Source organism: Kitasatospora sp. NPDC048296, assembly GCF_043201815.1.
Taxonomy (GTDB): Bacteria; Actinomycetota; Actinomycetes; order Streptomycetales; family Streptomycetaceae; genus Kitasatospora.
The window spans coordinates 18178-40287 of the sequence record NZ_JBICZB010000072.1 but is presented as its reverse complement, the minus strand read 5'-3'; the positions used below and the strand labels follow the sequence as shown (position 1 = coordinate 40287).

20 protein-coding genes are annotated in these 22110 nt (G+C 72.6%); 13 read left to right on the top strand and 7 right to left on the bottom strand.

Going from position 1 to position 22110, the window contains the following annotated elements:
• The first annotated feature begins 243 nt into the window (after positions 1-243).
• Positions 244-1836 carry an IS1634 family transposase gene (locus ACGF12_RS31280; RefSeq protein WP_393037455.1) on the top strand — a complete coding sequence of 531 codons (1593 nt, stop codon included), beginning with the start codon at positions 244-246 and terminating at the stop codon, positions 1834-1836.
• A gap of 23 nt (positions 1837-1859) precedes the next feature.
• Here ACGF12_RS31280 and ACGF12_RS31275 read toward each other — a convergent pair whose 3' ends face one another.
• Positions 1860-2474, bottom strand: coding sequence for a TetR/AcrR family transcriptional regulator (locus tag ACGF12_RS31275; protein ID WP_393037452.1), 615 nt, complete (start codon positions 2472-2474; stop codon positions 1860-1862).
• An 83-nt stretch (positions 2475-2557) separates the two neighbouring features.
• On the opposite strand from ACGF12_RS31275, the gene ACGF12_RS31270 reads away from it, so the two are divergent.
• The 3 genes from ACGF12_RS31270 to ACGF12_RS31260 all read left to right on the top strand — a co-directional run bounded on the left by ACGF12_RS31270 (position 2558) and on the right by ACGF12_RS31260 (position 4824).
• Positions 2558-3379 (top strand): class I SAM-dependent methyltransferase, encoded by an 822-nt coding sequence (locus ACGF12_RS31270; RefSeq protein ID WP_393037449.1) that lies wholly within the window; start codon positions 2558-2560, stop codon positions 3377-3379.
• A gap of 157 nt (positions 3380-3536) precedes the next feature.
• Complete coding sequence (locus tag ACGF12_RS31265; RefSeq protein ID WP_393037446.1) at positions 3537-4268, top strand: Mut7-C RNAse domain-containing protein; 732 nt, start codon at positions 3537-3539, stop codon at positions 4266-4268.
• A gap of 130 nt (positions 4269-4398) precedes the next feature.
• Positions 4399-4824 carry a cupin domain-containing protein gene (locus tag ACGF12_RS31260; RefSeq protein ID WP_393037443.1) on the top strand — a complete coding sequence of 142 codons (426 nt, stop codon included), beginning with the start codon at positions 4399-4401 and terminating at the stop codon, positions 4822-4824.
• A gap of 50 nt (positions 4825-4874) precedes the next feature.
• On the opposite strand, the gene ACGF12_RS31255 is transcribed toward ACGF12_RS31260, so the two are convergent.
• The gene (locus tag ACGF12_RS31255; protein ID WP_393037440.1) at positions 4875-6248 is read right to left on the bottom strand and encodes a pyroglutamyl peptidase; all 1374 of its coding nucleotides are present in this window, start codon (positions 6246-6248) and stop codon (positions 4875-4877) included.
• 176 nt (positions 6249-6424) lie between these two features.
• Here ACGF12_RS31255 and ACGF12_RS31250 point away from each other — a divergent pair, with 176 nt between their 5' ends.
• The gene (locus ACGF12_RS31250) at positions 6425-7453 is read left to right on the top strand and encodes a TerD family protein (protein ID WP_393037437.1); all 1029 of its coding nucleotides are present in this window, start codon (positions 6425-6427) and stop codon (positions 7451-7453) included.
• 141 nt (positions 7454-7594) lie between these two features.
• The gene (locus ACGF12_RS31245) at positions 7595-8251 is read left to right on the top strand and encodes a hypothetical protein (RefSeq protein ID WP_393037434.1); all 657 of its coding nucleotides are present in this window, start codon (positions 7595-7597) and stop codon (positions 8249-8251) included.
• Between the two features lie 97 nt (positions 8252-8348).
• Here ACGF12_RS31245 and ACGF12_RS31240 read toward each other — a convergent pair whose 3' ends face one another.
• Positions 8349-8987, bottom strand: coding sequence for a TetR/AcrR family transcriptional regulator (locus ACGF12_RS31240; RefSeq protein ID WP_393037431.1), 639 nt, complete (start codon positions 8985-8987; stop codon positions 8349-8351).
• A 174-nt stretch (positions 8988-9161) separates the two neighbouring features.
• Here ACGF12_RS31240 and ACGF12_RS31235 point away from each other — a divergent pair, with 174 nt between their 5' ends.
• The 3 genes from ACGF12_RS31235 (at position 9162) to ACGF12_RS31225 (ending at position 11504) form a co-directional block, all read left to right on the top strand.
• A complete protein-coding gene (locus ACGF12_RS31235) occupies positions 9162-10199 on the top strand; it encodes an aldo/keto reductase (protein ID WP_393037466.1) in 1038 nt (345 codons plus the stop codon).
• Positions 10200-10518: 319 nt separating this feature from the next.
• The gene (locus ACGF12_RS31230; RefSeq protein WP_393037428.1) at positions 10519-10971 is read left to right on the top strand and encodes a cupredoxin domain-containing protein; all 453 of its coding nucleotides are present in this window, start codon (positions 10519-10521) and stop codon (positions 10969-10971) included.
• A 146-nt stretch (positions 10972-11117) separates the two neighbouring features.
• Positions 11118-11504: a VOC family protein gene (locus tag ACGF12_RS31225; protein ID WP_393037425.1), complete on the top strand. Its 387-nt coding sequence runs from the start codon at positions 11118-11120 to the stop codon at positions 11502-11504.
• A gap of 21 nt (positions 11505-11525) precedes the next feature.
• Here the strand turns inward: ACGF12_RS31225 and ACGF12_RS31220 are convergent, their stop codons facing one another.
• Positions 11526-12008: an inorganic diphosphatase gene (locus ACGF12_RS31220; protein WP_393037463.1), complete on the bottom strand. Its 483-nt coding sequence runs from the start codon at positions 12006-12008 to the stop codon at positions 11526-11528.
• Positions 12009-12222: 214 nt separating this feature from the next.
• On the opposite strand from ACGF12_RS31220, the gene ACGF12_RS31215 reads away from it, so the two are divergent.
• Entirely contained in the window at positions 12223-14628 is a 2406-nt protein-coding gene (locus tag ACGF12_RS31215; protein ID WP_393037422.1) for a sodium-translocating pyrophosphatase, read from the top strand.
• Positions 14629-14653: 25 nt separating this feature from the next.
• Here ACGF12_RS31215 and ACGF12_RS31210 read toward each other — a convergent pair whose 3' ends face one another.
• On the bottom strand, positions 14654-16720 hold the full coding sequence (locus tag ACGF12_RS31210) for an MDR family MFS transporter (protein WP_393037419.1): 2067 nt from the start codon (positions 16718-16720) through the stop codon (positions 14654-14656).
• A gap of 153 nt (positions 16721-16873) precedes the next feature.
• Between ACGF12_RS31210 and ACGF12_RS31205 the strand changes: the two genes are divergently transcribed.
• Complete coding sequence (locus tag ACGF12_RS31205) at positions 16874-18343, top strand: MFS transporter (RefSeq protein WP_393037417.1); 1470 nt, start codon at positions 16874-16876, stop codon at positions 18341-18343.
• 55 nt (positions 18344-18398) lie between these two features.
• Here ACGF12_RS31205 and ACGF12_RS31200 read toward each other — a convergent pair whose 3' ends face one another.
• On the bottom strand, positions 18399-19220 hold the full coding sequence (locus ACGF12_RS31200; RefSeq protein ID WP_393037414.1) for an ABC transporter permease: 822 nt from the start codon (positions 19218-19220) through the stop codon (positions 18399-18401).
• Positions 19217-20128, bottom strand: coding sequence for an ABC transporter ATP-binding protein (locus ACGF12_RS31195; protein WP_393037411.1), 912 nt, complete (start codon positions 20126-20128; stop codon positions 19217-19219). The genes ACGF12_RS31200 and ACGF12_RS31195 overlap by 4 nt, the downstream gene beginning before the upstream one ends.
• Before the next feature lie 124 nt (positions 20129-20252).
• Here ACGF12_RS31195 and ACGF12_RS31190 point away from each other — a divergent pair, with 124 nt between their 5' ends.
• Positions 20253-21440 carry a sensor histidine kinase gene (locus ACGF12_RS31190; RefSeq protein WP_393037408.1) on the top strand — a complete coding sequence of 396 codons (1188 nt, stop codon included), beginning with the start codon at positions 20253-20255 and terminating at the stop codon, positions 21438-21440.
• Positions 21437-22099 carry a response regulator gene (locus ACGF12_RS31185; RefSeq protein WP_393037405.1) on the top strand — a complete coding sequence of 221 codons (663 nt, stop codon included), beginning with the start codon at positions 21437-21439 and terminating at the stop codon, positions 22097-22099. Before ACGF12_RS31190 ends, ACGF12_RS31185 begins: the two co-directional genes overlap by 4 nt.
• Positions 22100-22110 lie beyond the last annotated feature (11 nt).

Below are 22110 nucleotides of genomic sequence, written 5' to 3'. Positions count from 1 at the left end.
GATCTTGGCCGACACGGTTCTAGCAGGAGCTCCGTCCCATTTCAGGCGACTTGACGCAACCGCCCAAGGCTCTATCTACACGGCGTTGGGGCTAGTCCCGTCCTTCGCACATGACGAGTTCGGATGAACTGGTGATGCGACCGGTACCCCGTCGGGGTGCCGGTCGTTGAACCTGGTGTGCCGATATCTCGTTCACGTCGCTCACGGGTCCACCGTCCGCGCTTCGCCGTGGAGTTGACGCCCGTGGTGGAGAGGCGTCTGGGCGCTCTGTCCGCCTCTGCCGAGTTTCTGCGCCGGCTGGACGTGGCCGGGATCGTTGACGAGCTGTGCCCGATCCGCGAGGTCGCGCACCTCACGCATGGCCAGGTGATCGAAGTGATGATCGCCAACCGGCTGTCCGCGCCCGCACCGCTGGTGCGCGTGGGCGACTGGGCCCGGGAATGGGCGGTGGAGGAGGTCTTCGGCATCTCACCGGGCCTGCTGGGGGACGACCGGCTCGCCCGCGCGCTGGACGCGATCGCGCCGCACCTGGACGAGTTGGTCGGCACCGTCGGCGCGCAGGCCATCACGGAGTTCGGCGTCGACGTGTCCCGGATCCACTGGGACATGACCTCGATGTCCCTCTTCGGCGCCTACGAGGACCAGGACGAGCAGTTTCCCCAGGTCAAGTACGGTCACCCCAAGGACCGCAGGGTCGACCTGAAGCAGATCCAGGCCGGCCTCGCGGTCAGCGGCGACGGCGGCATCCCGCTCTTCCACCGCGTCTACGACGGCGGCGCGGGCGAGGTTGCCCAGGTCGTCGGCGCGATGAAGGCCCTGCGGAAGATGGCCGACCGCAGGGACTTCCTGCTGGTCGCCGACTCCAAACTGGTGTCCCACCCGAACGTCACCGCCCTGCTGGACGCGAAGGTCGCCTTCATCGCCCCCGCCCCGGCCGCCAAGGTCCCCGACCACGTCTACGCCGCGTTGAACCTCGAAGACGCGCAGGTCGTGGACTACGTCCCGGACCGGGACACGGGCAGTCCCGCCGACCGGCGCGAGGTCTACCGCGTGCTGGAGGACACCCACACCCTGGCCGGCCGCCGCAGGAGCGACCCGGTGCACACCCTGCGCAGAATCCTGGTCCACTCCAGCGGCAACGCCCGCGGCCAGCAGGCCGCCCGCGCCAAACGCCTGGCCCACGCGGCCGAGGACCTGGACAAGCTCCAGCGCGGAGCCGCAGGACGCTTCTACGGCACGGCGGAGAAGATCTCCGCGCGGATCGGCGTGATCGCCAAGAGCCGACGGGTCGAGGACTGCCTTCGGACCACCATCAGCAGTGGCCCCGAGGGTCGGCCCGCTCTGGAATGGCACTTCGACCAGGACGTACTCGACGCCCAGGCGGCCGTCGACGGCTGGTACGCACTGCTGACCAACCTCACCCCCGAACAGGCCACGGCACAGGAGGTCTTCCTGCGCTACAAGGGCCAGGCGGTGGTCGAGCGCCGCTACCACGACTTCAAGGGCCCGCTCGCGGTCGCACCGGTCTTCCTGCAGCACAACCGGCGCATCGCCGCCCTGATCACCGTGATCTGCCTGGCCCTGCTGGTCTTCTGCCTGATCGAACGCCAAGTACGCCAAGTCCTCGGCCCCGAGCAGACCATGCGCGGCCTCTACCCCGACAACCGAGCCGTCCGCCCCACCGGCCGCATGATCTTCTACCACCTCGCCAGCCTGATGATTCGGCCCGGCACAACCACCAGCCCGCCCGTCGTCCTCATCAACCGAGGAGTCCAAGCACACCTGCTCGAACTCCTCGGCATCGACGAAACCCGACCCCGCTGGCTGGAGACCTAAAACCCCATGTGCGAAGTCCGGGGCTAGTGCTCCGACCGGCGTGGCCGCCGTTGCACGACGTCGGCGAGCACCGTGGTCACCAGCTTGTTGACGGTTGCCGTGGTCGGTGGGTCGGGGTCGCGGTCTGCGAACAGGAGATGCCCGCCTCCGACCAGTGAGAGGGTGAGCGAGTCGATGTCGGCGTCGGCCGCGATACGGCCCATTGCGCGCTCGTCGGCCAGGTAGGCGCAGACCGCGGTCGTGACCTGGGCGAGGATCGTGATGCCGCCGCCGGGCCTGGCTTGCCGCAGCCGCGCGCGCAACTCGTCCCGGAAAGTGATGAGCGGGATGATCGCCACCGGAACCGGTCCGAACAGGGTGGTCAGCGCGTCGGTGAGGTTGTCGGTCACGGTGCCGGTGCCGACGGTCTCGCGCAGCGCGCGCGCTTGCGTCTCAAGCCGTGCGGCCCGGTCGAGCACGAGCTCGGTGAGGAAGGCGTCGAAGTCGGTGAAGTGTCGGTGCAGGACGCCTTTGGCGCAGGCCGCCTCGTCGGTGACGGCCCGGCTGGTCAGCCCGTTCGGGCCAGCGCGCAGCAGCACGCGTTCGGCGGCGTCGAACAACTGCTGCCGCGCATCGCGAAGGTGTACCCCGGTCGGCACTTGCAGATCCCTTCGTGGGTCAGGCGTGGGTCAGGCTCCTGGCGTCCATTGTCATGTGGGCACTCGCCCACTAAAGTGAACGCATGCCCACTTTACCGCGAGAGCACCCCGAACCGGCGCAGTCGCACCAGGCTCGGCGGACGGCCGAGTCGTTCGGCACGAACGCGCAAGGCTACGACCAGGCCCGACCTGCCTACCCCGATGACCTGGTGGCGCGCATCGTGGCCGGGAGCCCGGGGTCTGACGTCCTCGACGTCGGCACCGGTACCGGCATCGCGGCCCGCCAGTTCCAGGCCGCCGGCTGCGCCGTGCTCGGCATCGATCCGGATGCGCGGATGGCCGACCTCGCGCAAGCCCGCAGTCTGCGGGTCGAGGTGGCCACCTTCGAAGCCTGGGAGCCGGCCGGCCGAATGTTCGACACATTGATCGCCGCCCAGTCGTGGCACTGGGTGGACCCGGTCGTCGGCGCCGTGAAGGCGGCCCGAGTGCTGCGTCCGAACGGGCGCCTGGCGATATTCGGGCACGTATTCAAACCTCCTGTCGAGGTGGCCGAGCCGTTCGCCGAGGCTTTCCGGCGGGTGGCGCCCGACTCCCCGTTCAGCGACCAGCCGGCTCGACGTCCGCTGGAGATGTACCAGGCGGGGTACGCGAAGGTCGCCGACAAGATCCGCGGGACCGGGCAGTTCAACGACCCGGAACAGTGGCGATTCGACTGGGAACAGTCCTACACGCGCGACCAATGGCTGGACCTGCTCCCCACCACCGGCAGACTCACCCAGCTCGGTCCCGAGCAGCTGGCCGAGATCCTGGGCGCGGTCGGCCGTGCTGTCGACGCTCTGGGCGGCCGCTTCACGATGCACTACACCACTCTGGCGACCACCGCTGTACGTGCCGCCACCCCTTGATCCGCTGAAGGCCCGGGCGGGAAGCCATGCCGGCAGTGCGAACGCACGACGGCTGCCACCCGCTCGGTGAGTGGATCGCCGGATGCGGTGCCGGCGGCCTGGGCGGGGGTCGGGAAAGCAGTGGCCCCCGCCCACCGTGCGCTGGCATGCTGGCCGCGTGGACAAGCCCCAGATCTGGCTCGACTTCGCCCCTGAGCTGCACCTCTTCGTCTCCGCGCCCCGGCGGGCCGGCCGCACCTCGCTGCGCACCGACGGCACCTCCACCCTCGGCCACGTGGTCGAGTCCCTGGGCATCCCGCGCACCGAGGTGGGCGCCCTGCTGGTGGACGGACGGTCCGTCCCCGACTCGTACGTCCCGGCCGACGCCGAGCACGTCACCGTCGAAGCCGTGACCAGGCCGCAGCCCTCGCCCACCCCGCCGCGCTTCCTGCTGGACGTCCACCTCGGCACCCTCGCCCGCCGACTGCGCCTGCTCGGCGTCGACGCCGCCTACGAGAACCCGGACATCGGCGACGCCGCCCTGGCCGCCCGCTCCGCCGCCGAGCAGCGCGTCATGCTCTCCCGCGACCGCGGCCTGCTGCACCGCCGCGAACTCTGGGCCGGCGCCTACGTCTACAGCCACCGCCCCGCCGAGCAGCTGCGCGACGTGCTCTCCCGCTTCGCCCCGCCGCTCGCCCCCTGGAGCCGCTGCACCACCTGCAACGGCACGTTGCGCACGGTCACCAAGACCTCGGTGCGCGAGCAGCTCCGGGACGGCACCGAGCGCTCCTACGACGCCTTCGCCCAGTGCGAGGACTGCGGACAGGCCTACTGGCGCGGCGCTCACCACGCCCGGCTGGAGGCCATCGTCACCGACGCCGTGCGCGAGTTCGGGGGCGTCCCGGGGTAGCGGCTCGGGGCTCCCCGCGGGGTCGGCTGCGCGCCAGTGGGTATGGCGGGTCCTCGGACGGCCGTGGTCTCATCGGTGGTGGGGGACGAGCCCAGGAACTCCGTCATGAGGAGAGAGGCCGGGTCGTCGGATGAGCGATCAGCCAGTGCACCACCCCTTCGAGACCGCGGAGGTCGATGACGCCCCCGTGGTGACCGCCCCGGACGGGGCCGAGGTCCGCCCGCTGCTGGTCCTGGACGGGCAGGGCAGCCTCGCGGTCTTCGTACTCGCTCCCGGGCAGGTCAGCCGCGCGGTGTCGCACGCGACCGTGCAGGAGCTGTGGCAGGTCACCGCGGGCAGCGGCGAGCTGTGGCGGCGCCAGGACGGCCGGGCGGAGACCGTCCGGCTCGTGCCCGGGACGGCGGTGTCGATCCCGCTGGGCACCGCCTTCCAGTTCCGGGCCGACGAGGACGGTGGCGGCCCGCTGCGGATCACGGCCGTCACCATGCCGCCCTGGCCGGGGACGGACACCGAGGCGCGGCCCGAGGACGGCCCCTGGAAGGCGACCGGCCGCTGAGCCGGCGGACGCTGATCGGAGCCGGTTGTCCCCGGCCGCGCCGCCGCTCCTCAGAACCGGGCGCTGCGCAGGATCGCCCCGACCTGGTCGGAGATCGCCGCCTCGTTCCGCTCGAACTCCGGCGAGGTGACCTGCGCCTGGTCCGCCGGGAGTCCGGCGAGGACCGGGGTGTGCAGGTGGCCGCCGGGCAGGTCGGGGGCGAGGTCGAGGCGCAGGCGGTTGGAGCGGTAGGCGACCTCGTTGGAGAGGTAGCCTCCGCCGCCTCCGGCGACGGCGCGGGAGCCGGGGGTGGGGCCGTCGGGGCGGGTGACGGGGGTGGTGGCGCCCTCGGGGATCTCGGTGACGGGGGTGTTGAGCAGGACCGGATAGGGCTGCTGGACGGCCGTCATGGCGTCGGTGGGCAGGGTGGTGTGGATGAACTGGGGGCCGTCGACCAGGCCCGGGGCGTCGACCGGGTGGTCGAGGGTGCCGCCGGAGAGGGCGCCCACGTTGTCGGTGGCCGGGTCGGCGGAGCGGGCGCGGCCGGCCCAGGCCTCCAGGGTGAACTTGCCGGGGTAGCCCTGGCTGATGCTGGTGATCAGGTCGGCTGACTGGGCGCCGGGCACCAGGTGCGGGCCGAACGCGCGTTCCACGATGCCGTCGTCGAAGTCGCCGTAGCGCACCGGCAGGACGACGGCCCGGACCTCGGCGGTGCTGCCGTCGGCGAGGATGATCCGCTGTCCGTGCAGTTGCAGGACGGCCGCGCCGGAGGGGTTGGCGCGGCGCGGTTCGGTGTCCAGGTCGTCCAGGCCGCGCGAGGCGTCCTCGAAGCGGGCCCGAAGATCGGCGCGGTCGACGTCGAACTTCGGTTGCCAGCGCGCGAGTTGGACGGTCATGGCGAGCCTGGTCCAGTACAGCGGCCGGTCGTCGCGGGCGGGCAGTGCGCCACCCGGCCGCCGGCCCTGGGCGCGGTCGACGCCGGCCTGCCAGAGTGCCTGGCCCCAGGCGTCCACCACCCGCTCGGCGCGGTGGGCGTTCCGGGCGGCGCAGAGCGCGGCCGGGAAGCCGGCGAGCAGCTCGTCGAAGCCGGAGTGCTCGGTGAAGGCGGCGGTCCGGGCGTCCTGGAGGCGGGCCTGTTCGGCGTCCACGGGCGCGGCGGCGACGGACCGGCAGCCGGCCCGTTCGGCGTGGGCGGTGGCCGGGGCCAGCAGGGCCGCGAGTGTCCCGGCGAGGGCGGCGGTCAGGGTGGCGGCACGTCCGACGGCGTGTCCGGCACGGTCGACGGTGCGTCTGGTGGCACGGCGAAGCTGTGTCATGTCCACCGACAATAAGTGCCGGGCTGACGCGCCGTCGAGGAGTTCGCCCGTTTCGACGGCCCCGCCCCGCTGTCCATCCGCCGCTTCCCCGACCTCGCCCTGGACGTCCCGGTCGGGCAGCTGCGCCACCGGCCCACCATGCGGGCCCGTGGCCTGCTGGAACTCCCGGTGCGGTCCTGACGCGGCACCGGCGGGTACCGGCTCGGCGCTGACCCGGCCTTGAGGCGACGGCCGGGAACCGGCTCGGTCTCCACAGCGTTGTCGTGGTCGAACAGCGTGTTTCGGACGGTGGTGGAGGAAACCCCATGAGTGTGGCCCTGACGAAGGGCGGCAACGTCTCCCTGGGCAAGCGGGCCCCCGGGCTGCGAGTGGTCCGGGTGGGCCTCGGCTGGACGGCCGGCGGCGGGTACGACCTGGACGCCAGCGCGCTGCTCTGCGGGGCGTCCGGGACGGTCCTCACGGACCAGCACTTCGTCTTCTTCAACAACCTGCAGAGCCCGGACGGATCGGTCCGCCACCAGGGCGGCGCCGGCGGCGGTGACGACCGCGAGCGGGTCGAGGTCCGGCTCGCCGACGTCGCCGCCGACGTGGAGAAGATCGTCTTCTCGGTGGCGATCTACGACGCGGCGCAGCGGCGGCAGACCTTCGGGCAGGTCCACGGCGCGTACATCCGGCTCAGCGACGCGGACGGCGGCACCGAGGTGGCCCGCTACGACGTGCGGCCGGAGGCGGGCAGCGAGACGGCGATGGTGTTCGGCGAGCTCTACCGGCACGGCGCGGACTGGAAGTTCCGCGCCGTCGGGCAGGGGTACGCCGCGGGCCTCGCGGGCATCGCCACGGACTTCGGCGTCGACGTGCTGCAGCCCGCACCCGCCGCCGCGCCGGCGCCCGCCCCGGCTCCCGTGCCCGCCGCCCCCGCCGTGGCGCCCGCCGTTCCGAAGACCCAGCCAGCAACAGGGAGTTCCCCCGTGACGTGTTTCTTCGACCCCTCGCACGGCTACGGCTCGACGGCCGTGCTGTGGCAGCCGCAGTGGGGCGTGCCGCGCCAGGTCGAGGCCTGCGCCGCCTGCGCCCAGCGGGTGCAGACCACCGTCCCGCCGTTCTACACCCCGCCGCAGGCCGGCTACCCGCAGCAGGTCCAGCCCGTGCAGCAGGGCCGCCCGCAGGTGCCCGGCCAGCAGGACCAGGGCCGGCGCTTCGGCACCGGCGCGATGATCGGCGCGGGCGCGGCCGGCCTGGTCGGCGGCATGCTGCTCAACGAGGCGCTGAGCGACGACGAGCCCCACGTGGTCGTCAACAACTACTACGAGGACGATGACGACTCGTTCTTCTAGAGGTCGTTCTTCCGGTCGGCTCCTCCCGTCGCAGGCGCCCTGGCCGTCCTGTCCGTGAGGAGCTGACCCGGTGACACCTGCCGTCGGTGCGGTGCGTTTGAATGGGGCCCTTGCGCCGCTCTGACCGGGGGAGATGTACCGATGACCGCGACCGACGCGACTGACGCGACCGCCGCCACCGATGCCGCGGACGTGGCCGACGGGCCGCACGCCGAGCTGCTGGCCGCCGCCAGGAACCCCACGGCGGCCTGGCTGGAGTCCTGCTTCGGCGAGGGCACGCTGTGGCGGCCCGAGACGCTGCCCGAGGGGCTGGAGTCGGGTGCGGCCCGGGCGTTCCTGGCCGAGGTCGGCATCCCGGCCGTCGAGTTGGACTTCGTCGGCTACGACTCGGCGGACCTGCCCGAGCGCGGTATGTGGGAGGCGGACACCGACGAGCTGTACGCCCGCGACCCCGAGGACGACTCCCCGGCGGGCCTGGCGTACTGCGTCGGCAAGTTCGACGACCGGCACCTGATGGTCGACGCCGAGTGCGGTGTTGTCGAGATCTACAACTCCGACGGCTGGACCACCGGGCAGGGCCACGGCGGCTGGGCGGCCGACTCGCTGCCCGAGGTGATCGGCGCGCTGGGGCTGCTGGCCGGCTTCGAGGAGCGGATCGTCAACGGCGACGCGCAGGCCGCGCTGGACGAATTCGAGGCGCTGGTGGCGCAGTTGGGTCAGGGGCCGGACAAGTCGGACCTCTGGGCCGGGCTGCTGGAGAACCTGCGCGAGGAGTACGAGGAGTTCGACGAGGACTGACCGGTCCCGGTCCCGAACGGCCGCACGACGCAGGCGCGTCGTGCGGCCGTCGGCGTTCCCGGGCGTTCCCGGGCGTTCCCGGGTGCGCTCGGGTGCCTCAGTCGCCCTGCCGCCGGTACGCCCCGGCCCGGGCGGCGGCCTCGGTGGCGGCCGCGGCGCGGTCGGCGGCGGACTCGTCGAGCGGCTCGGCGGTGGTGAGCATCCGGTAGTAGAGCGGCGCCGAGACGGCCCGGATCACCTCCAACGGGTCGGTGTCCGGCGGGAGTTCGCCGCGTTCTACGGCCTCGGTGACGCACGGCGCCCACTCCTCGACCCGGCGCCGGTAGAACAGCTGCAGGGCCTCGGCCGTCCCCGGGTCGCCGTTCGCCGCCACGATCACCGCACGGAACAGCGCGCCCTGCCGGTGGTCGGCCAGGGTGCGCTGGACCAGGCGCGCGTTGGCCCGCAGGTCCTCGGCGAGCGTGCCGCTGCGGGTGCGCGGCAGCGACTGCTCGGCCATGTCGGCGAGCAGGTCGGCGACCAGGGCGGTGGTGCTGCCCCAGCGGCGGTAGACGGTGGTGCGGCCGACCTCGGCCCGCTGGGCGATGTCGCCGAGGTCGAGGCCGCCGAAGCCGTGCTCGACCAGGGCGTCCTCGGCGGCCCGCAGGACGGCGGCGCGCACCCGGGCGGTCCGGCCGCCGGGACGGACCGTGCCGGGTGTGGAGGACTCGACGGGGTCGACGGGTTCGGCAGCCATTAACGGGATTCCTGTTCCATTAGACGGGAGGAGTCTGCTAGCTTCGAGGCATCCTAACGGAACGGTAGTCCCATTAGGGGCTTCGAGGGGAGTACTGTCATGACAAGCGCGAACCCGGCCGGCACGAACACGGCCACCACGGAAGCGGCCGCCACCGGTGCGGGCGGCACCGGCATGGAGTGGCGCCGGCTCGGCGCGTCCGGACTCAAGGTCCCCGTGCTCAGCCTCGGCACCGGCACCTTCGGCGGCCGTGGCCCGCTGTTCGGCGCCTGGGGCACCACCGACGTCCAGGAGGCCCGCCGCCTGCTCGACATCGCCATCGACGCCGGGATCACCCTCTTCGACACCGCTGACGTCTACTCGGACGGCGCCTCCGAGGAGGTGCTCGGCCAGGCCGTCCGCGGCCGCCGCGACCAGGTGCTGATCTCCACCAAGGCCGGACTGCCGCTCGGCGACGGCCCCCAGGACGCCGGCACCTCCCGCGCTCGGCTCATCCGGTCCGTGGACGACGCGCTGCGCCGCCTCCGCACCGACTACCTGGACCTCTTCCAACTGCACGCCTACGACGCCGGCACTCCGATCGAGGAGGTGCTGGCCGCCCTGGAGGACCTGGTCCGCGCGGGCAAGATCCGCTACACCGGCGTCTCCAACTTCTCCGGCTGGCAGCTGATGAAGTCCCTCGCCCTCGCGGACCGCTACGGTCGCCCCCGCTACGCCGCCCACCAGGTCTACTACTCCCTGGTCGGCCGCGACTACGAATGGGAGCTGATGCCGCTCGCCCGGGAGGAGGGCGTCGGCGCCCTGGTCTGGAGCCCGCTCGGTTGGGGCCGCCTCACCGGCCGGATCCGCCGCGGACATCCCCTCCCGGCCGGCAGCCGACTGCACGACACCGCCGACTACGGCCCGCCGGTGGAGGACGAGCTGCTCTACCGGGTGGTCGACGCGCTCGACGGGGTCGCCGCCGAGACCGGACGCACCGTCCCGCAGGTCGCGATCAACTGGCTGTTGCGCCGCCCGACCGTCTCCTCCGTCATCATCGGCGCCCGCAACGAGGAGCAGCTGCGGCAGAACCTCGGCGCGGTCGGCTGGTCGCTGACGCCGGAGCAGGTCGCCCGGCTGGACGCGGCGAGCGCCCGCACCGCGCCGTACCCGTACTTCCCGTACCGCCGCCAGGAGGGCTTCGCCCGGGTGAATCCGCCCATGGTCGGCTGACCCGCGTGGGAGGCGGCGCGTTCGAGGTAGGCCTTGACGCGGGTGTCCGCCGGATTCTGACCGGCCATCGGGCGGGCCGACGCGTGGAATTGCCCTGGTCTCCGGCAACCTGCCCGGACTCTCGGCCCTCGGCTCCCGCCCCGTCGCGCCGTCCGACCTGGACGCCGCCGTGCGGACCGGCGTGGGCGCCTTCCTGCGGGCCTTCGGTACCGCCCGCCGGCGGGCCGGCCGCCGCGGCTGACGCTGAGATGTCCATCCGGCGGCGCGGGGATACGCTGAAAAAGCCCTGCGTAAAGCCAACACATGTCGGGTGGGCATCATGACCGAGATATCACGCAGGAATACCAAGAGCAACGACAATACGCACCGTCGGATCGCGAGACCCCTGGTGGCCGCTGTGGTCGCCGCGGGGCTCGGCGCGCTCGGCGCCGCGGGCCCGGCGGCCGCACAGTCGCACGGGGTCGCCGCGTCCGCGGTGTCGCAGACGGTCCTCACGGCCGTGCCCAAGGCCCCGGCCGCCGGAGCACAGCAAGTCACCATCGCGAACTTCGCGTTCTCGCCCAGCACGCTCACGGTCAGCGCGGGCACCACCGTCACCTGGACCAACACCGACAGCGACACGCACACGGTGACCAGCACCGGTTCCGGCCCGCTCGCCTCCGCGCCGCTGAACCAGGGCGCCTCGTACAGCTACACCTTCACCACGCCCGGGACGTACGCGTACATCTGCTCGATCCACCCCTTCATGCAGGGCACGGTCGTGGTGAAGTAGATCACCGCGAAGGAGGCCGGCTGAGTGGGATGCCGCGCCCGCGGCCACGTCCTGACTCTGTCCGAGATCGCGATTCGGCATCGCGTGCCGGTCGCCGGCCGGTGGGGCAGGGAGGTACCGGGAGACGCCGTTGGAGGCATTCCACCATGTCCGTCGAGCTGAACCACACCATCGTCTTCTCCCGTGACCGCCAGGAGTCCGCCGAGTTCGTGGCCGGCATCCTGGGCCTCGAACTCGGAGCGGCGTGGGGCCCGTTCCTGCCACTCGCCACGGCGAACGGAGTCACCCTCGACTTCGCCACCGCCGATCCCGAGCGCCTCACCCCGCAGCACTACGCTTTCCTGGTCTCGGAGGCGGAGTTCGACGGCATCTTCGCCCGGATCCAGCAGGGCGGCATCGAGTTCTACGCCGACCCGCACATGCAGCGGGTCGGCGAGATCAACCACAACGACGGCGGCCGTGGCGTCTACTTCCGGGACCCGTCCGGCCACCACCTCGAAGTCATCACCAGGCCCTATGGCAGCGGATCCTGACGCTTCGTCACAGCATGGGGCCTACCGGGCGGCGGCTCTGGAGCGTGAGGCCTCGATTTCGGCGTAGGCGTCGGCCTTGTTCGCCCAGTGGGAGCCCTCGACGGACTTTCCGGGTTCGAGATCCTTGTAGACCTCGAAGAAGTGGGTGATCTCGTTCAGGTCGTGCCGGGGCATGTCGTCGATGTCCTGCAGACGGGTGAAGCGGGGGTCGTGGGCGGGCACGCAGAGGATCTTCTCGTCCGGCCCCTTCTCATCGGTCATGACGAACATGCCGATGGCGCGGCAGGTGATGCCGCATCCGGGAAAGGTGGGCTCGTCGACGAGGATGAGGGCATCGAGGGGGTCGCCGTCTCCGCCGAGGGTGTCCTCGATGAACCCGTAGTCCGCCGGATAGCGGGTGGCCGTGAACAGCATCCGGTCCAGGCGGATCCGTCCGGCGGCATGGTCCATCTCGTACTTGTTCCGTGAGCCCTGCGGGATCTCGACGATCACCTCGAAGTCCAGCTCGAAGTCCATGTCGCTCTCCTTCGCGATCCGTGGCGTCCGACGGCGTCGGCAGCACCATCTTCGAGGGGATCACTCGCCGTCGCATGCCGGGCACGCGATTGCCCTAACCCCCGTGGAGACCTCCGGCCCCCGGGGTTAGCCTCGGTCTGACAGTCCCCGGGCGGCGAATTCGCGCACCTGGCACCCCAGACACGACGTCAAGGAGGACGGAATGGCTGGGATCTTTCCTGTGGGCGCGTCCGTTGCGGCCGCGCCCGTGTTGACCGGGTCGGGCCGGACACTGCTGGTGATCGTCGCGGTGATCGGGGCGGGAGCCCTGATGGTGGCCGGGGCGTTCGCCCGCCAGGTCCTGGCCGCGGACGAGGGCACCGAGACGATGCGGCGGATCGCCGGGGCGGTTCAGGAGGGTGCGAACGCCTACCTGAGGCGTCAGTTCCGCACCCTGGGCGTCTTCGCGGGGGTGGTGCCCTTCGTCCTTCTGCTGCTGCCGGCGGACAACTGGGGGCAGCGGATCGGGCGTTCGGTGTTCTTCCTGGTCGGGGCGGCCTTCTCGGCGACGACGGGGTACATCGGGATGCAGCTCGCCGTGCGCAGCAACGTTCGGGTGGCGGCGGCGGCCCGGGCGGGGACGGCGCCGGTCCCGGCCGCCGAGTCCTGGGAAGGACCGACGGCGGCATCGATCGTGCGAAGGGTGTCGCACCGCGCGATGCGGATCGCCTTCCGTACCGGCGGGGTGGTGGGGATGTTCACCGTGGGGCTGGGCCTCATGGGGGCGGCGACGGTGGTGCTGATCTACCAGGCGAACGCACCGAAGGTGCTGGAGGGCTTCGGCTTTGGTGCGGCGTTGCTGGCGATGTTCATGCGGGTGGGCGGTGGGATCTTCACCAAGGCCGCGGACGTGGGCGCGGACCTGGTGGGCAAGGTCGAGCAGGGAATCCCCGAGGACGATCCCCGCAACGCGGCGACGATCGCCGACAACGTGGGCGACAACGTGGGCGACTGCGCGGGGATGGCGGCCGACCTGTTCGAGTCCTACGCCGTGACCCTGGTCGCCGCGCTGATCCTGGGCAGAGCCGCCTTCGGTGACAACGGGCTGACCTTCCCGCTGGTGGTACCCGCCATCGGGGTGCTCACGGCGGTCCTGGGCATCGAGATGGTCTCCCCGCGGCCCACGGACCGCAGCGGGATGACCGCGATCAACCGCGGCTTCTTCGCCTCCGCCGTGGTGTCCCTCGTCCTGGTGGCCGGCGCGGTCTTCGCGTTCCTCCCGGCCAGCTTCTCCGGTCTGCACGGGGTGTCCGCCGAGATCACCCGGCACGCGGGCAGCCCGCGGGTGTTCGCCCTGGCCGCGGTGGCCATCGGGATCGTGCTGGCCGCCGTCATCCAGCAACTGACCGGCTACTTCACCGAGACCACCCGCCGCCCGGTACGGGACGTGGGCAAGACCTCGCTGACCGGGCCGGCCACCGTGGTGCTCTCCGGCGTCGCGCTCGGCCTGGAGGCGGCCGTCTACTCCGCCGTGGCCATCGGAGCCGCCGTCTACGGCGCCTTCCTGCTCGGCGGCGGCTCGCTGATCCTGTCCCTGTTCGCGGTCGCGCTGGCCGGGACCGGACTGCTGACCACCGTCGGTGTGATCGTCGCGATGGACACCTTCGGCCCGGTCTCCGACAACGCCCAGGGCATCGCGGAGATGTCCGGGGACATCACCGGCGCCGGCGCCCAGGTGCTCACCGAACTGGACGCCGTCGGCAACACCACCAAGGCGATCACCAAGGGCATCGCCATCGCCACCGCGGTGCTCGCCGCCACCGCGCTGTTCGGTTCCTACACCGACACCATCGCGACCGCCGAGGAACAGATCGGCCCGGCCGCCCACGGTTCGAGCCTGAGCCTGGCCATCGACCAGCCCGACAACCTGGTCGGCCTGCTGGCCGGCGCCGCCGTCGTCTTCCTGTTCTCCGGTCTGGCGATCAACGCCGTCTCGCGCTCCGCCGGCTCGGTCGTCTTCGAGGTCCGGCGCCAGTTCCGGACCCGGCCCGGCATCATGGACGGCACCGAGCGGCCCGAGTACGGCCGGGTGGTGGACATCTGCACCCGCGACGCGCTGCGCGAACTGGTCACCCCGGGCCTGCTCGCCGTGCTGACCCCGATCGCCCTCGGCTTCCTGCTCGGCGTCGGCCCACTGGGCTCCTACCTGGCCGGAGCGATCGGCGCGGGCACCCTGATGGCCGTCTTCCTGGCCACCTCGGGCGGCGCCTGGGACAACGCCAAGAAGCTGGTCGAGGACGGTCACCACGGCGGCAAGGGCAGCCCCGCGCACGAAGCCACCGTCATCGGCGACACCGTGGGCGATCCCTTCAAGGACACCGCCGGACCGGCCATCAACCCGCTTCTGAAGGTGATGAACCTGGTCTCCCTCCTGGTGGCGCCGGCGATCGTCAAACTCAGCTTCGGCCCGCATGCCAACCTGGGCCTCCGGCTGGCCATCGCGCTGCTGGCGCTGGCCGTCGTCGTCCTCGCCGTGTGGATCTCCAAGCGCCGGGGCATCACCGTCGGCGCCGACGAAACGCCCACCGACGACACCCCCGCACCGGAGGAGCCGGCACCCGTCCGGTGAGGCGCCCGACCGCACCGACCGTGCCTCAGACCTTCGCGCCGTCCTCGGAACGAACGTGCGCCGGAAGGCCGTTGGCGAGGTCCTCGACCAGCAGGCGCCAGGCGACGGCGTCCGCCGCGGTGCGGAGCTCGGGGCTGCGCGGGCGGCCGGCGTCGGCGTCCAGGCGGTCGTTGAGCCAGCCCGACCAGGCGCGGCCGAGGGCCTGCACCTCACGGGCGCCGGCCTCGGTGTGGGTGAACCGGTCGCCGTCGCGGGTGAGGTAGCCCTCGGCGGTCATCCGGTCGAAGACGGGCTCCAGCACCTCGGGCGGCACCCGCTTGCGGGCGGCGATCAGGTCGAGGGAGGCGTGCCCGAGGGCCCTGGTGTGGCCGGCCACCTCCATCAGGGCCCAGGCCCCGGCGAGGTCCACCCGGGTGTCGGCGTCGCCGACGATGGTCCGTACGGTGTCCAGGTCCACGCCGCGCACGATCGTGCAGACCGCGTACTCCAGGTGCGGGTCGGAGTCGCTGGTGGTCGGCTGGGCGAAGCCCTCACCCATGTCGGTGGAGCCGGCCCGGGCGGTGTCGCGCAGCTGCACCTGCTTGAGGAAGAGCGCGACCACGAAGCCGACGAGGGCCACCGGGATCGACCACAGGTACACGGTGTGCAGGGCGTCGGAGTACCCCTGGATGATCGGCGCGGCCTGGGCGGCGGGGAGCCGGTGCAGGCCGTGCGGGCTCTCGGCGGCGCCGGCGAGCACGGCCGGGTCGACGCCGGTGAGCCGGGCGGCGGAGGCGATGCCCTTGGTCAGTTCGGTGGTGAGGCTGTTGGCGTAGACGGTGCCGAACACGGCGGTGCCGAAGGAGCTGCCGATGGTGCGGAAGAAGGTCACCCCGGAGGTGGCGGTGCCGAGGTCCGCGTAGTCGACGGTGTTCTGCACGGCGATGGTCAGTACCTGCATGCTCAGCCCGATGCCGACGCCGAGCACGAACATGTAGAGTGAGGCCAGCGCGATTCCGGTGCCGGGTTGGAGCCGGGAGAGCAGGTAGAGGCCGAGGGCCATCACCAGGGTGCCGACGATCGGGAACATCCGGTACCGGCCGGTCCTGCTGACCGCGTTGCCGCTGGCGATCGAGGCGATCAGCAGGCCGATCACCATCGGCAGCATCCGCACGCCGGAGACCGTCGCCGAGTCGCCGTCCACGTACTGCAGGAAGGTCGGCAGGAAGGTGAGCGCGCCGAGCATCGCGAAGCCGACGACGAAGCTGAGCACCGAGCAGACCGCGAACACCGGGTTGCGGAACAGCCGCATCGGCAGCATCGGTTCGACCGCCCGGGTCTCCACCCAGCAGAACAGCCCGAGCGCCACCGCGCCGCCCGCGAACAGGGCGATGATCACCCCGGAACCCCAGGCGTACTGGTTGCCGCCCCAACTGGTCGCCAGGATCAGGGCGCTGGCGCCGACCGAGACCAGCGCGATCCCCAGGTAGTCGATCACCGGACGCACCGCCGAGCGCACCGACGGGATGGTCCGGGCGGCCGCGGCCACCACCAGGACGGCGATCGGCACGTTGACGTAGAACGCCCAGCGCCAGGACAGGTGGTCGGTGAACAGCCCGCCCAGCAGCGGCCCGATCACCGTGGCCACACCGAACACCGCGCCGATCGCGCCCTGGTACTTGCCGCGCTCGCGCAGCGGGATGACGTCCGCGATCAGCGCCATGGCCGTTACCATCAGCCCGCCCGCGCCGATGCCCTGCACCGCCCGCCAGGCGATCAGTAGGACCATGTCGGTGGCCAGGCCGCACAGGAACGAGCCGGTGATGAAGACGATCGCCGAGACCTGGAACAGCAGCTTGCGCCCGTACAGGTCGCCGAACTTGCCGGCCAGCACCGTGGCCACCGTCTCGGCCAGCAGATAGGCCGTCACCACCCAGGACATGTGCGCGGCCCCGCCGAGGTCCGCGACGATCGTGGGCAGCGCGGTGCCGACGATGGTCTGGTCCAGGGCGGCCAGCAGGATGCCGAGCACGATGGTGCCGAAGACGACGTTCCGCTGCCGTACGTCGAGCACCGGCGGGGCGGAGGGCTGGGTCTCGCTGGCGACAGTCATGCCGCCAGCCTCCGGCGGGTACGGGCCGGTCGCGATCCGGTTCGGCCGTACGGGTGAGTGGAGGCCCGCGCCCGGGCCCGGGTGGCGGCGCGGTGCGGGCCGGGCGACGATGGGCCGAGCCGGATCCCCCCGGACACCGGGAAGGGGCTCCCAATGATCGCCCAGTCCTCCCGCAACGCCGTGAACCCCGAGCCGCCCGGCGCCTCCGCCGCCGGCGGGCGGGCCGAGGCACGGCGCTGGCGGGCGCTCACGGTCTGCCTGGTCGCCGGGTTCATGACCCTGCTGGACGTCAGCATCGTGAACGTCGCCCTGCCGACTGTGCGGGCCGGGCTGCACATGTCCGACAGCGGCCTGCAGTGGGTGCTCAGCGGCTACGCGCTCGCCTTCGGCCTGGTGCTCGTCCCGGCCGGGCGGCTCGGCGACGCCCGCAGCCGACGGGCCGTCTTCCTGGCCGGGCTCGCCCTGTTCACCGCGGCCAGTGCCCTGGCCGGGGCGGCGCAGAACCAGGAGTGGCTCGTGCTGGCCCGGCTGTTCCAGGGCGCGGCCGGCGGTGTGCTGGTGCCGCAGGTGTCCGGCTTCATCCAGATCCTGTTCCAGGGCGCCGACCGTGGCCGGGCCTTCGGTGCGCTCGGCGCGACCATCGGGCTGTCCACCGCCGTCGGACCGCTGCTCGGCGGCCTGCTGATCCACCTGTTCGGCCCGCAGGACGGCTGGCGCTGGGTGTTCCTGGTCAACCTGCCGATCGGCGCCGCCGCGCTGCCGATCGGCTACCGGCTGCTCCCGGCCCCCGGCCCGACCGCAGGAGGGGCCGGGCACCGCGACTTCGACCCGGTCGGCGTGCTGCTGCTCGGCGCCGGGACGGTCGCGCTGCTGCTGCCCTTCGTCCAGGCGCAGCAGTGGCACGGTTCGGTGCGCTGGCTGCTGCTGCCGCTGGCGGCGGTGCTGCTGGCAGCCTTCGTCGGCTGGGAGCGGCACTACGCGCGGCGGTGCGAGCCCTTGGTGAGCATGGCGCTGTTCGCGGTGCGCCCGTACGCGGCGGGGGTGCTGCTGTCGCTGGTGTACTTCGCCGGGTTCACCGCGATCTTCTTCATCTTCACGCTCTACCTCCAGGTGGGCCTGCACTACTCGGCGCTGACGGCGGGCCTGGCGGTCACCCCCTTCGCGCTCGGCTCGGGGGTTTCGGCGGCGGTCGGCGGCCGGCTGGTGAGCCGGCTCGGGCGGCGGCTGGTGGTGGCGGGGCTGCTGCTGGTGCTGCTCGGCCTGCTGGCCTCGGCCCTGGCGGTGCAGCTGTGGTCGGGCCCCTTGGTGGGCTGGGCGACGGTCGGCCCGCTGCTGGTCGCCGGGGTGGGCAGCGGCCTGGTGATCTCTCCGAACCAGACCCTCACCCTCCAGTACGTCCCGCTCGCCCGCGCGGGCAGCGCGGGCGGTGTGCTGCAGACCGCCCAGCGGGTCGGCTCGGCGGTCGGCATCGGGGTGGTCGGCTCGGTCTTCTTCGCCCACGCCGGCGGCCGCCACCCGGACTGGGCGCTGGCCTTCCAACTGGGCGTCGCGGTGGCGGGGGGCCTGATCCTGATGGCGCTGCTGGTGGCGCTGGCGGACGAGGTGGCGGGCCGGCGGGCGTAGGGTCTGTCCCGGCTGTGTCGTGACGGCGAGGTTCGACCGGGCGGCGGTCGCGCGGTCAGTGGTCCCGGCGCTGGATCACCACCGTCGCGATGACCACCGAGGCGAGCGACCACACCGCGTAGGTGGTCCAGGAGCCCGCGACCGTGGCCGGGTAGTCGGTGGGCCGCAGGCCCGCCAGGGTGATGCGGGCCAGCCGCTGCCAGGCGGCGAAGGGCAGGGCGTGCAGCACGTCGGCGGTCCAGCGGTAGCGCTCGGTCACGAAGGACGGCAGGAAGAACAGCACCACCACGGTGCCCACCACCGACCCCGCGCTGTGCCGGATCAGGGTGCCGAGGCAGAGCCCGACCAGCGCGCACACCGGGGCGAACAGCGCGGCCGCCGCCACGTACCGCAGGGCCGTCGGGTCGGTGATGGACTGCCCGATGCCCCGGTCGGCCAGGATCGCCTGGGTGAGGCCGAAGGAGACGCCCGCAGTGACCACGCCGAAGCCGAGCATCACCGCGGTCAGCACGCCCGCCTTCGCGAGCAGCACCGCCCGGCGGTCGGGTACGGCGGCCAGCGTGGTGCGGATCAGCCCGGTCGCGTACTCGCCCGCGATGACGGTCGCGCCGAGGCCGCCCGCGATCAGCATCAGGATGTCGGCGGAGCCGGTGTGGAAGGAGTTGTTCAGTGCGACCTGGGCCATCACCGCCGGGTCGCCGTCGCCGGGCGCGTAGTGGTCGTGGGTGTACTGGGCGGCCTTGAGGTTGCCGGCGATGATGACGAGCGTGCCGAGGCCGAGCACCCAGGGGATCGAGCGCAGGGAGCGGAACTTGAGCCACTCGGCGCCGAGCAGGTCGCCGAAACGGGGGCGGGGGAGGGGAGTTGCGGTGCTCAACGGGGATCTCCGGCGAGGTACTCGACGCTGTCGGCGGTCAGTTCCATGAAGGCCTCCTCCAGGGAGGCGCCGCGGGCGGTCAGGGCGTACAACAACAGGCGCTGCTCCAGGGCGAGTTCGCCGATCCGTTCGGCGTCCAGGCCGGTCACGTCCAGGGTGTCGTCCGGGCCGGGCCGCACGGTGGCGCCGGCGGCACGCAAGACGGCGGCGAGCCGGTCGGGTTCGGCGGTGCGGACGGTGACTCCGGCCCGGCCCGCGCGGGCGGCGAACTCGGTGAGGCTCTCGTCGGCGATCAGCCGGCCGCGTCCGATCACCACCAGGTGGTCGGCGGTGTGCTCCATCTCCGCCATCATGTGGCTGGAGACGAACACCGTCCGCCCCTCCGTGGCGAGTCGGCGGAACAGCCGCCGCACCCAGAACACGCCCTCCGGGTCGAGTCCGTTGAGCGGTTCGTCGAAGAGCAGCACGGGCGGGTCGCCGAGCAGCGCGCCGGCGATGCCGAGGCGCTGCTTCATGCCCAGCGAGTAGCCGCCGATCCGCCGCCCGGCGGCCTCGGAGAGCCCGACCTCGGCCAGCACCTCCTGGACCCGCGCGGCCGGGATCGCGTTGCTGCGGGCCAGCGCCAGCAGATGGGCCGCCCCGGTGCGCCCGCCGTGCACGTCGCCCGCGTCCAGCAGAGCGCCGACCTCGCGCAGGCCGCGCGGCAGGCCGCGGAAGGCCTGGCCGCCGACGGTGGCGGTGCCGGAGGTGGGGTCGTTGAGGCCGAGGATCAGCCGCAGGGTGGTGGACTTGCCCGCGCCGTTGGGGCCGAGGAAGCCGGTGACCCGGCCGGGGCGGACGGTGAAGGTGAGGCGGTCGACGGCGGTCCGGCGGCCGTAGTGCTTCGTCAGCTCGGTGACTTCGATCATGGGTACCACGGTGCCGGGGGAGGCCCTGCCGCCACATCGGACCGGTGTCGACACCGCAGGTCACCCCCGGCCGTACAACCACGGTTGGATGACGGTGCCCACCCGCCTGGCTACGATCTCGATCATGCCCGCGACGCCAACGCCCCCGCTGTTCCGGCGTATCCCGCCCGAGGTCTGGGTCGCCCTCGCCTGGTGCGTGGCCGCCGGCTACCCCGCGGTGCTGCTCCGCGACACCGGGCGGCTGCACCACGGTGCCGCCGCGCACGGCGGCCTGCCGTTCACCCTGGCCGACACGGCGGTGGCCTTCGTCGGCGCCGCCCTGGTACGCCGGATGCCGATGCTCTCGGTCGCGATCCTGCTGATCGCCACCTGGACGGAGACCGACGGCTGGGCCGCCAAGAACCAAGTGCCCCCGGCCGCGCTGCTCGCCGTGGACGTCGCGCTGTTCCTGATCACCGCCAGGGGAACGCGCCGCGGCTCCCGCGCCGCCTTCGCACTGGTGATGACCTTCCTGGTGCTGCACATCGGCCTGGTGCGCGGCAACACCGTCGGCATCTTCACCGGCACCCACATCGGCTCGGCCGACGGCGCCGCGCTGCTCGCCCTGGTCGCCTGGCTGGCCGGGCGCTCGCTCCGGCAGAACCGGGAGCACGCCGAGGCGCTGAGCAGCCGGGCCGCCGCCGAGGCGGTCACCGCCGAACGGCTGCGGATCGCCCGGGAGATGCACGACACCGTCGCCCACAGCATCGGCATCGTCGCCCTGCAGGCGGGCGCCGCCCGCCGGGTGATCGACCGCCGGCCGGAGCGGGCCAAGCAGGCGCTGGGCGAGATCGAGGCCGCCGGACGGGAGACCCTGGCCGCGCTGCGCCGCATGCTGGTCGCTCTGCGCCAGGCCGACGGCGAGGTGTCGGACACCGCCCCGCAGGGCCTGGCCGACCTCGACCGGCTGGCCGAGACGACCACCGCCGCGGGCGTGCGGGTCGAGGTGCGACGCGACGGCCAACAGGCCCCGCTGCCACCGGAGATCGACCTCTCGGCGTTCCGGATCATCCAGGAGTCGGTCACCAACGTGGTCCGGCACGCCGAGGTCCGCGACTGCCTGGTGACCGTCGGCCGCACGGCGGGGGAGCTCTCAGTCGAGATCACCGACCGCGGTCGGGGCCACGGCGCCGCACCCGGCAGCGGCTTCGGCCTGGCCGGGCTGCGCGAGCGGGTCGCACTGCTGCACGGCGAGTTCGAGGCCGGGCCGCGCCCGGACGGCGGCTTCCGGGTCGCCGCCCGGCTGCCGATCCCCGAGGAGGAGACCGCATGATCCGCGTGGTGCTGGCCGACGACCAGCCGCTGGTACGGGCCGCCCTGGAGATGGTGATCACCGAGACGGCGGACGTCGAGGTGGTCGGCGAGGCCGGCGACGGCGCCGAGGCCGTCCGGCTGGCCGCCGAACTGCGGCCGGACGTCGTGGTGATGGACATCCGGATGCCCGGCACCGACGGCATCGAGGCCACCCGGCAGGTGACCGCCGCGGGCGGGCCGACCCGGGTGGTGGTGCTCACCACCTTCGACGAGGACGAGCACGTGTACGCGGCGCTGAGCGCCGGGGCGTCCGGCTTCCTGGTCAAGGACATGGCGCTGGACGACATCCTCGCCGCCGTCCGGGTGGTCGCCGCCGGGGACGCGCTGATCGCACCGAGCGTCACCCGACGGCTGATCGGGGCGTTCGCGGGCCGGCAGCCGACACCGGTCCCGGCACCGGTGTCGCGCCGGCTGGACGTGATCACCGACCGGGAGCGGGAGATCCTCACACTGGTCGGCCGGGGCCTGTCCAACACCGAGATCGCCGCCGAGCTGGTGCTCAGCATCGCCACCGTGAAGACCTACATGACCCGGCTGCTGGCCAAGCTGGACGCCCGCGACCGGGTGCAACTGGTCATCCTGGCCTACGAGGCGGGCCTGGTCTCCGTCCCCGGCTGACCAGGCCCACC

Bases quoted from the DNA above. Each gene is read 5' to 3' on its own strand.
- ACGF12_RS31250 (WP_393037437.1), top strand. From the start codon at position 6,425: ATGAGTGTGGCCCTGACGAAGGGCGGCAACGTCTCCCTGGGCAAGCGG.
- ACGF12_RS31235 (WP_393037466.1), top strand. From the start codon at position 9,162: ATGGAGTGGCGCCGGCTCGGCGCGTCCGGACTCAAGGTCCCCGTGCTC.
- ACGF12_RS31215 (WP_393037422.1), top strand. From the start codon at position 12,223: ATGGCTGGGATCTTTCCTGTGGGCGCGTCCGTTGCGGCCGCGCCCGTG.
- ACGF12_RS31185 (WP_393037405.1), top strand. From the start codon at position 21,437: ATGATCCGCGTGGTGCTGGCCGACGACCAGCCGCTGGTACGGGCCGCC.
- ACGF12_RS31245 (WP_393037434.1), top strand. From the start codon at position 7,595: ATGACCGCGACCGACGCGACTGACGCGACCGCCGCCACCGATGCCGCG.
- ACGF12_RS31190 (WP_393037408.1), top strand. From the start codon at position 20,253: ATGCCCGCGACGCCAACGCCCCCGCTGTTCCGGCGTATCCCGCCCGAG.
- ACGF12_RS31240 (WP_393037431.1), bottom strand. From the start codon at position 8,987: ATGGCTGCCGAACCCGTCGACCCCGTCGAGTCCTCCACACCCGGCACG.
- ACGF12_RS31260 (WP_393037443.1), top strand. From the start codon at position 4,399: ATGAGCGATCAGCCAGTGCACCACCCCTTCGAGACCGCGGAGGTCGAT.
- ACGF12_RS31205 (WP_393037417.1), top strand. From the start codon at position 16,874: ATGATCGCCCAGTCCTCCCGCAACGCCGTGAACCCCGAGCCGCCCGGC.
- ACGF12_RS31195 (WP_393037411.1), bottom strand. From the start codon at position 20,128: ATGATCGAAGTCACCGAGCTGACGAAGCACTACGGCCGCCGGACCGCC.
- ACGF12_RS31210 (WP_393037419.1), bottom strand. From the start codon at position 16,720: ATGACTGTCGCCAGCGAGACCCAGCCCTCCGCCCCGCCGGTGCTCGAC.
- ACGF12_RS31225 (WP_393037425.1), top strand. From the start codon at position 11,118: ATGTCCGTCGAGCTGAACCACACCATCGTCTTCTCCCGTGACCGCCAG.
- ACGF12_RS31270 (WP_393037449.1), top strand. From the start codon at position 2,558: ATGCCCACTTTACCGCGAGAGCACCCCGAACCGGCGCAGTCGCACCAG.
- ACGF12_RS31230 (WP_393037428.1), top strand. From the start codon at position 10,519: ATGACCGAGATATCACGCAGGAATACCAAGAGCAACGACAATACGCAC.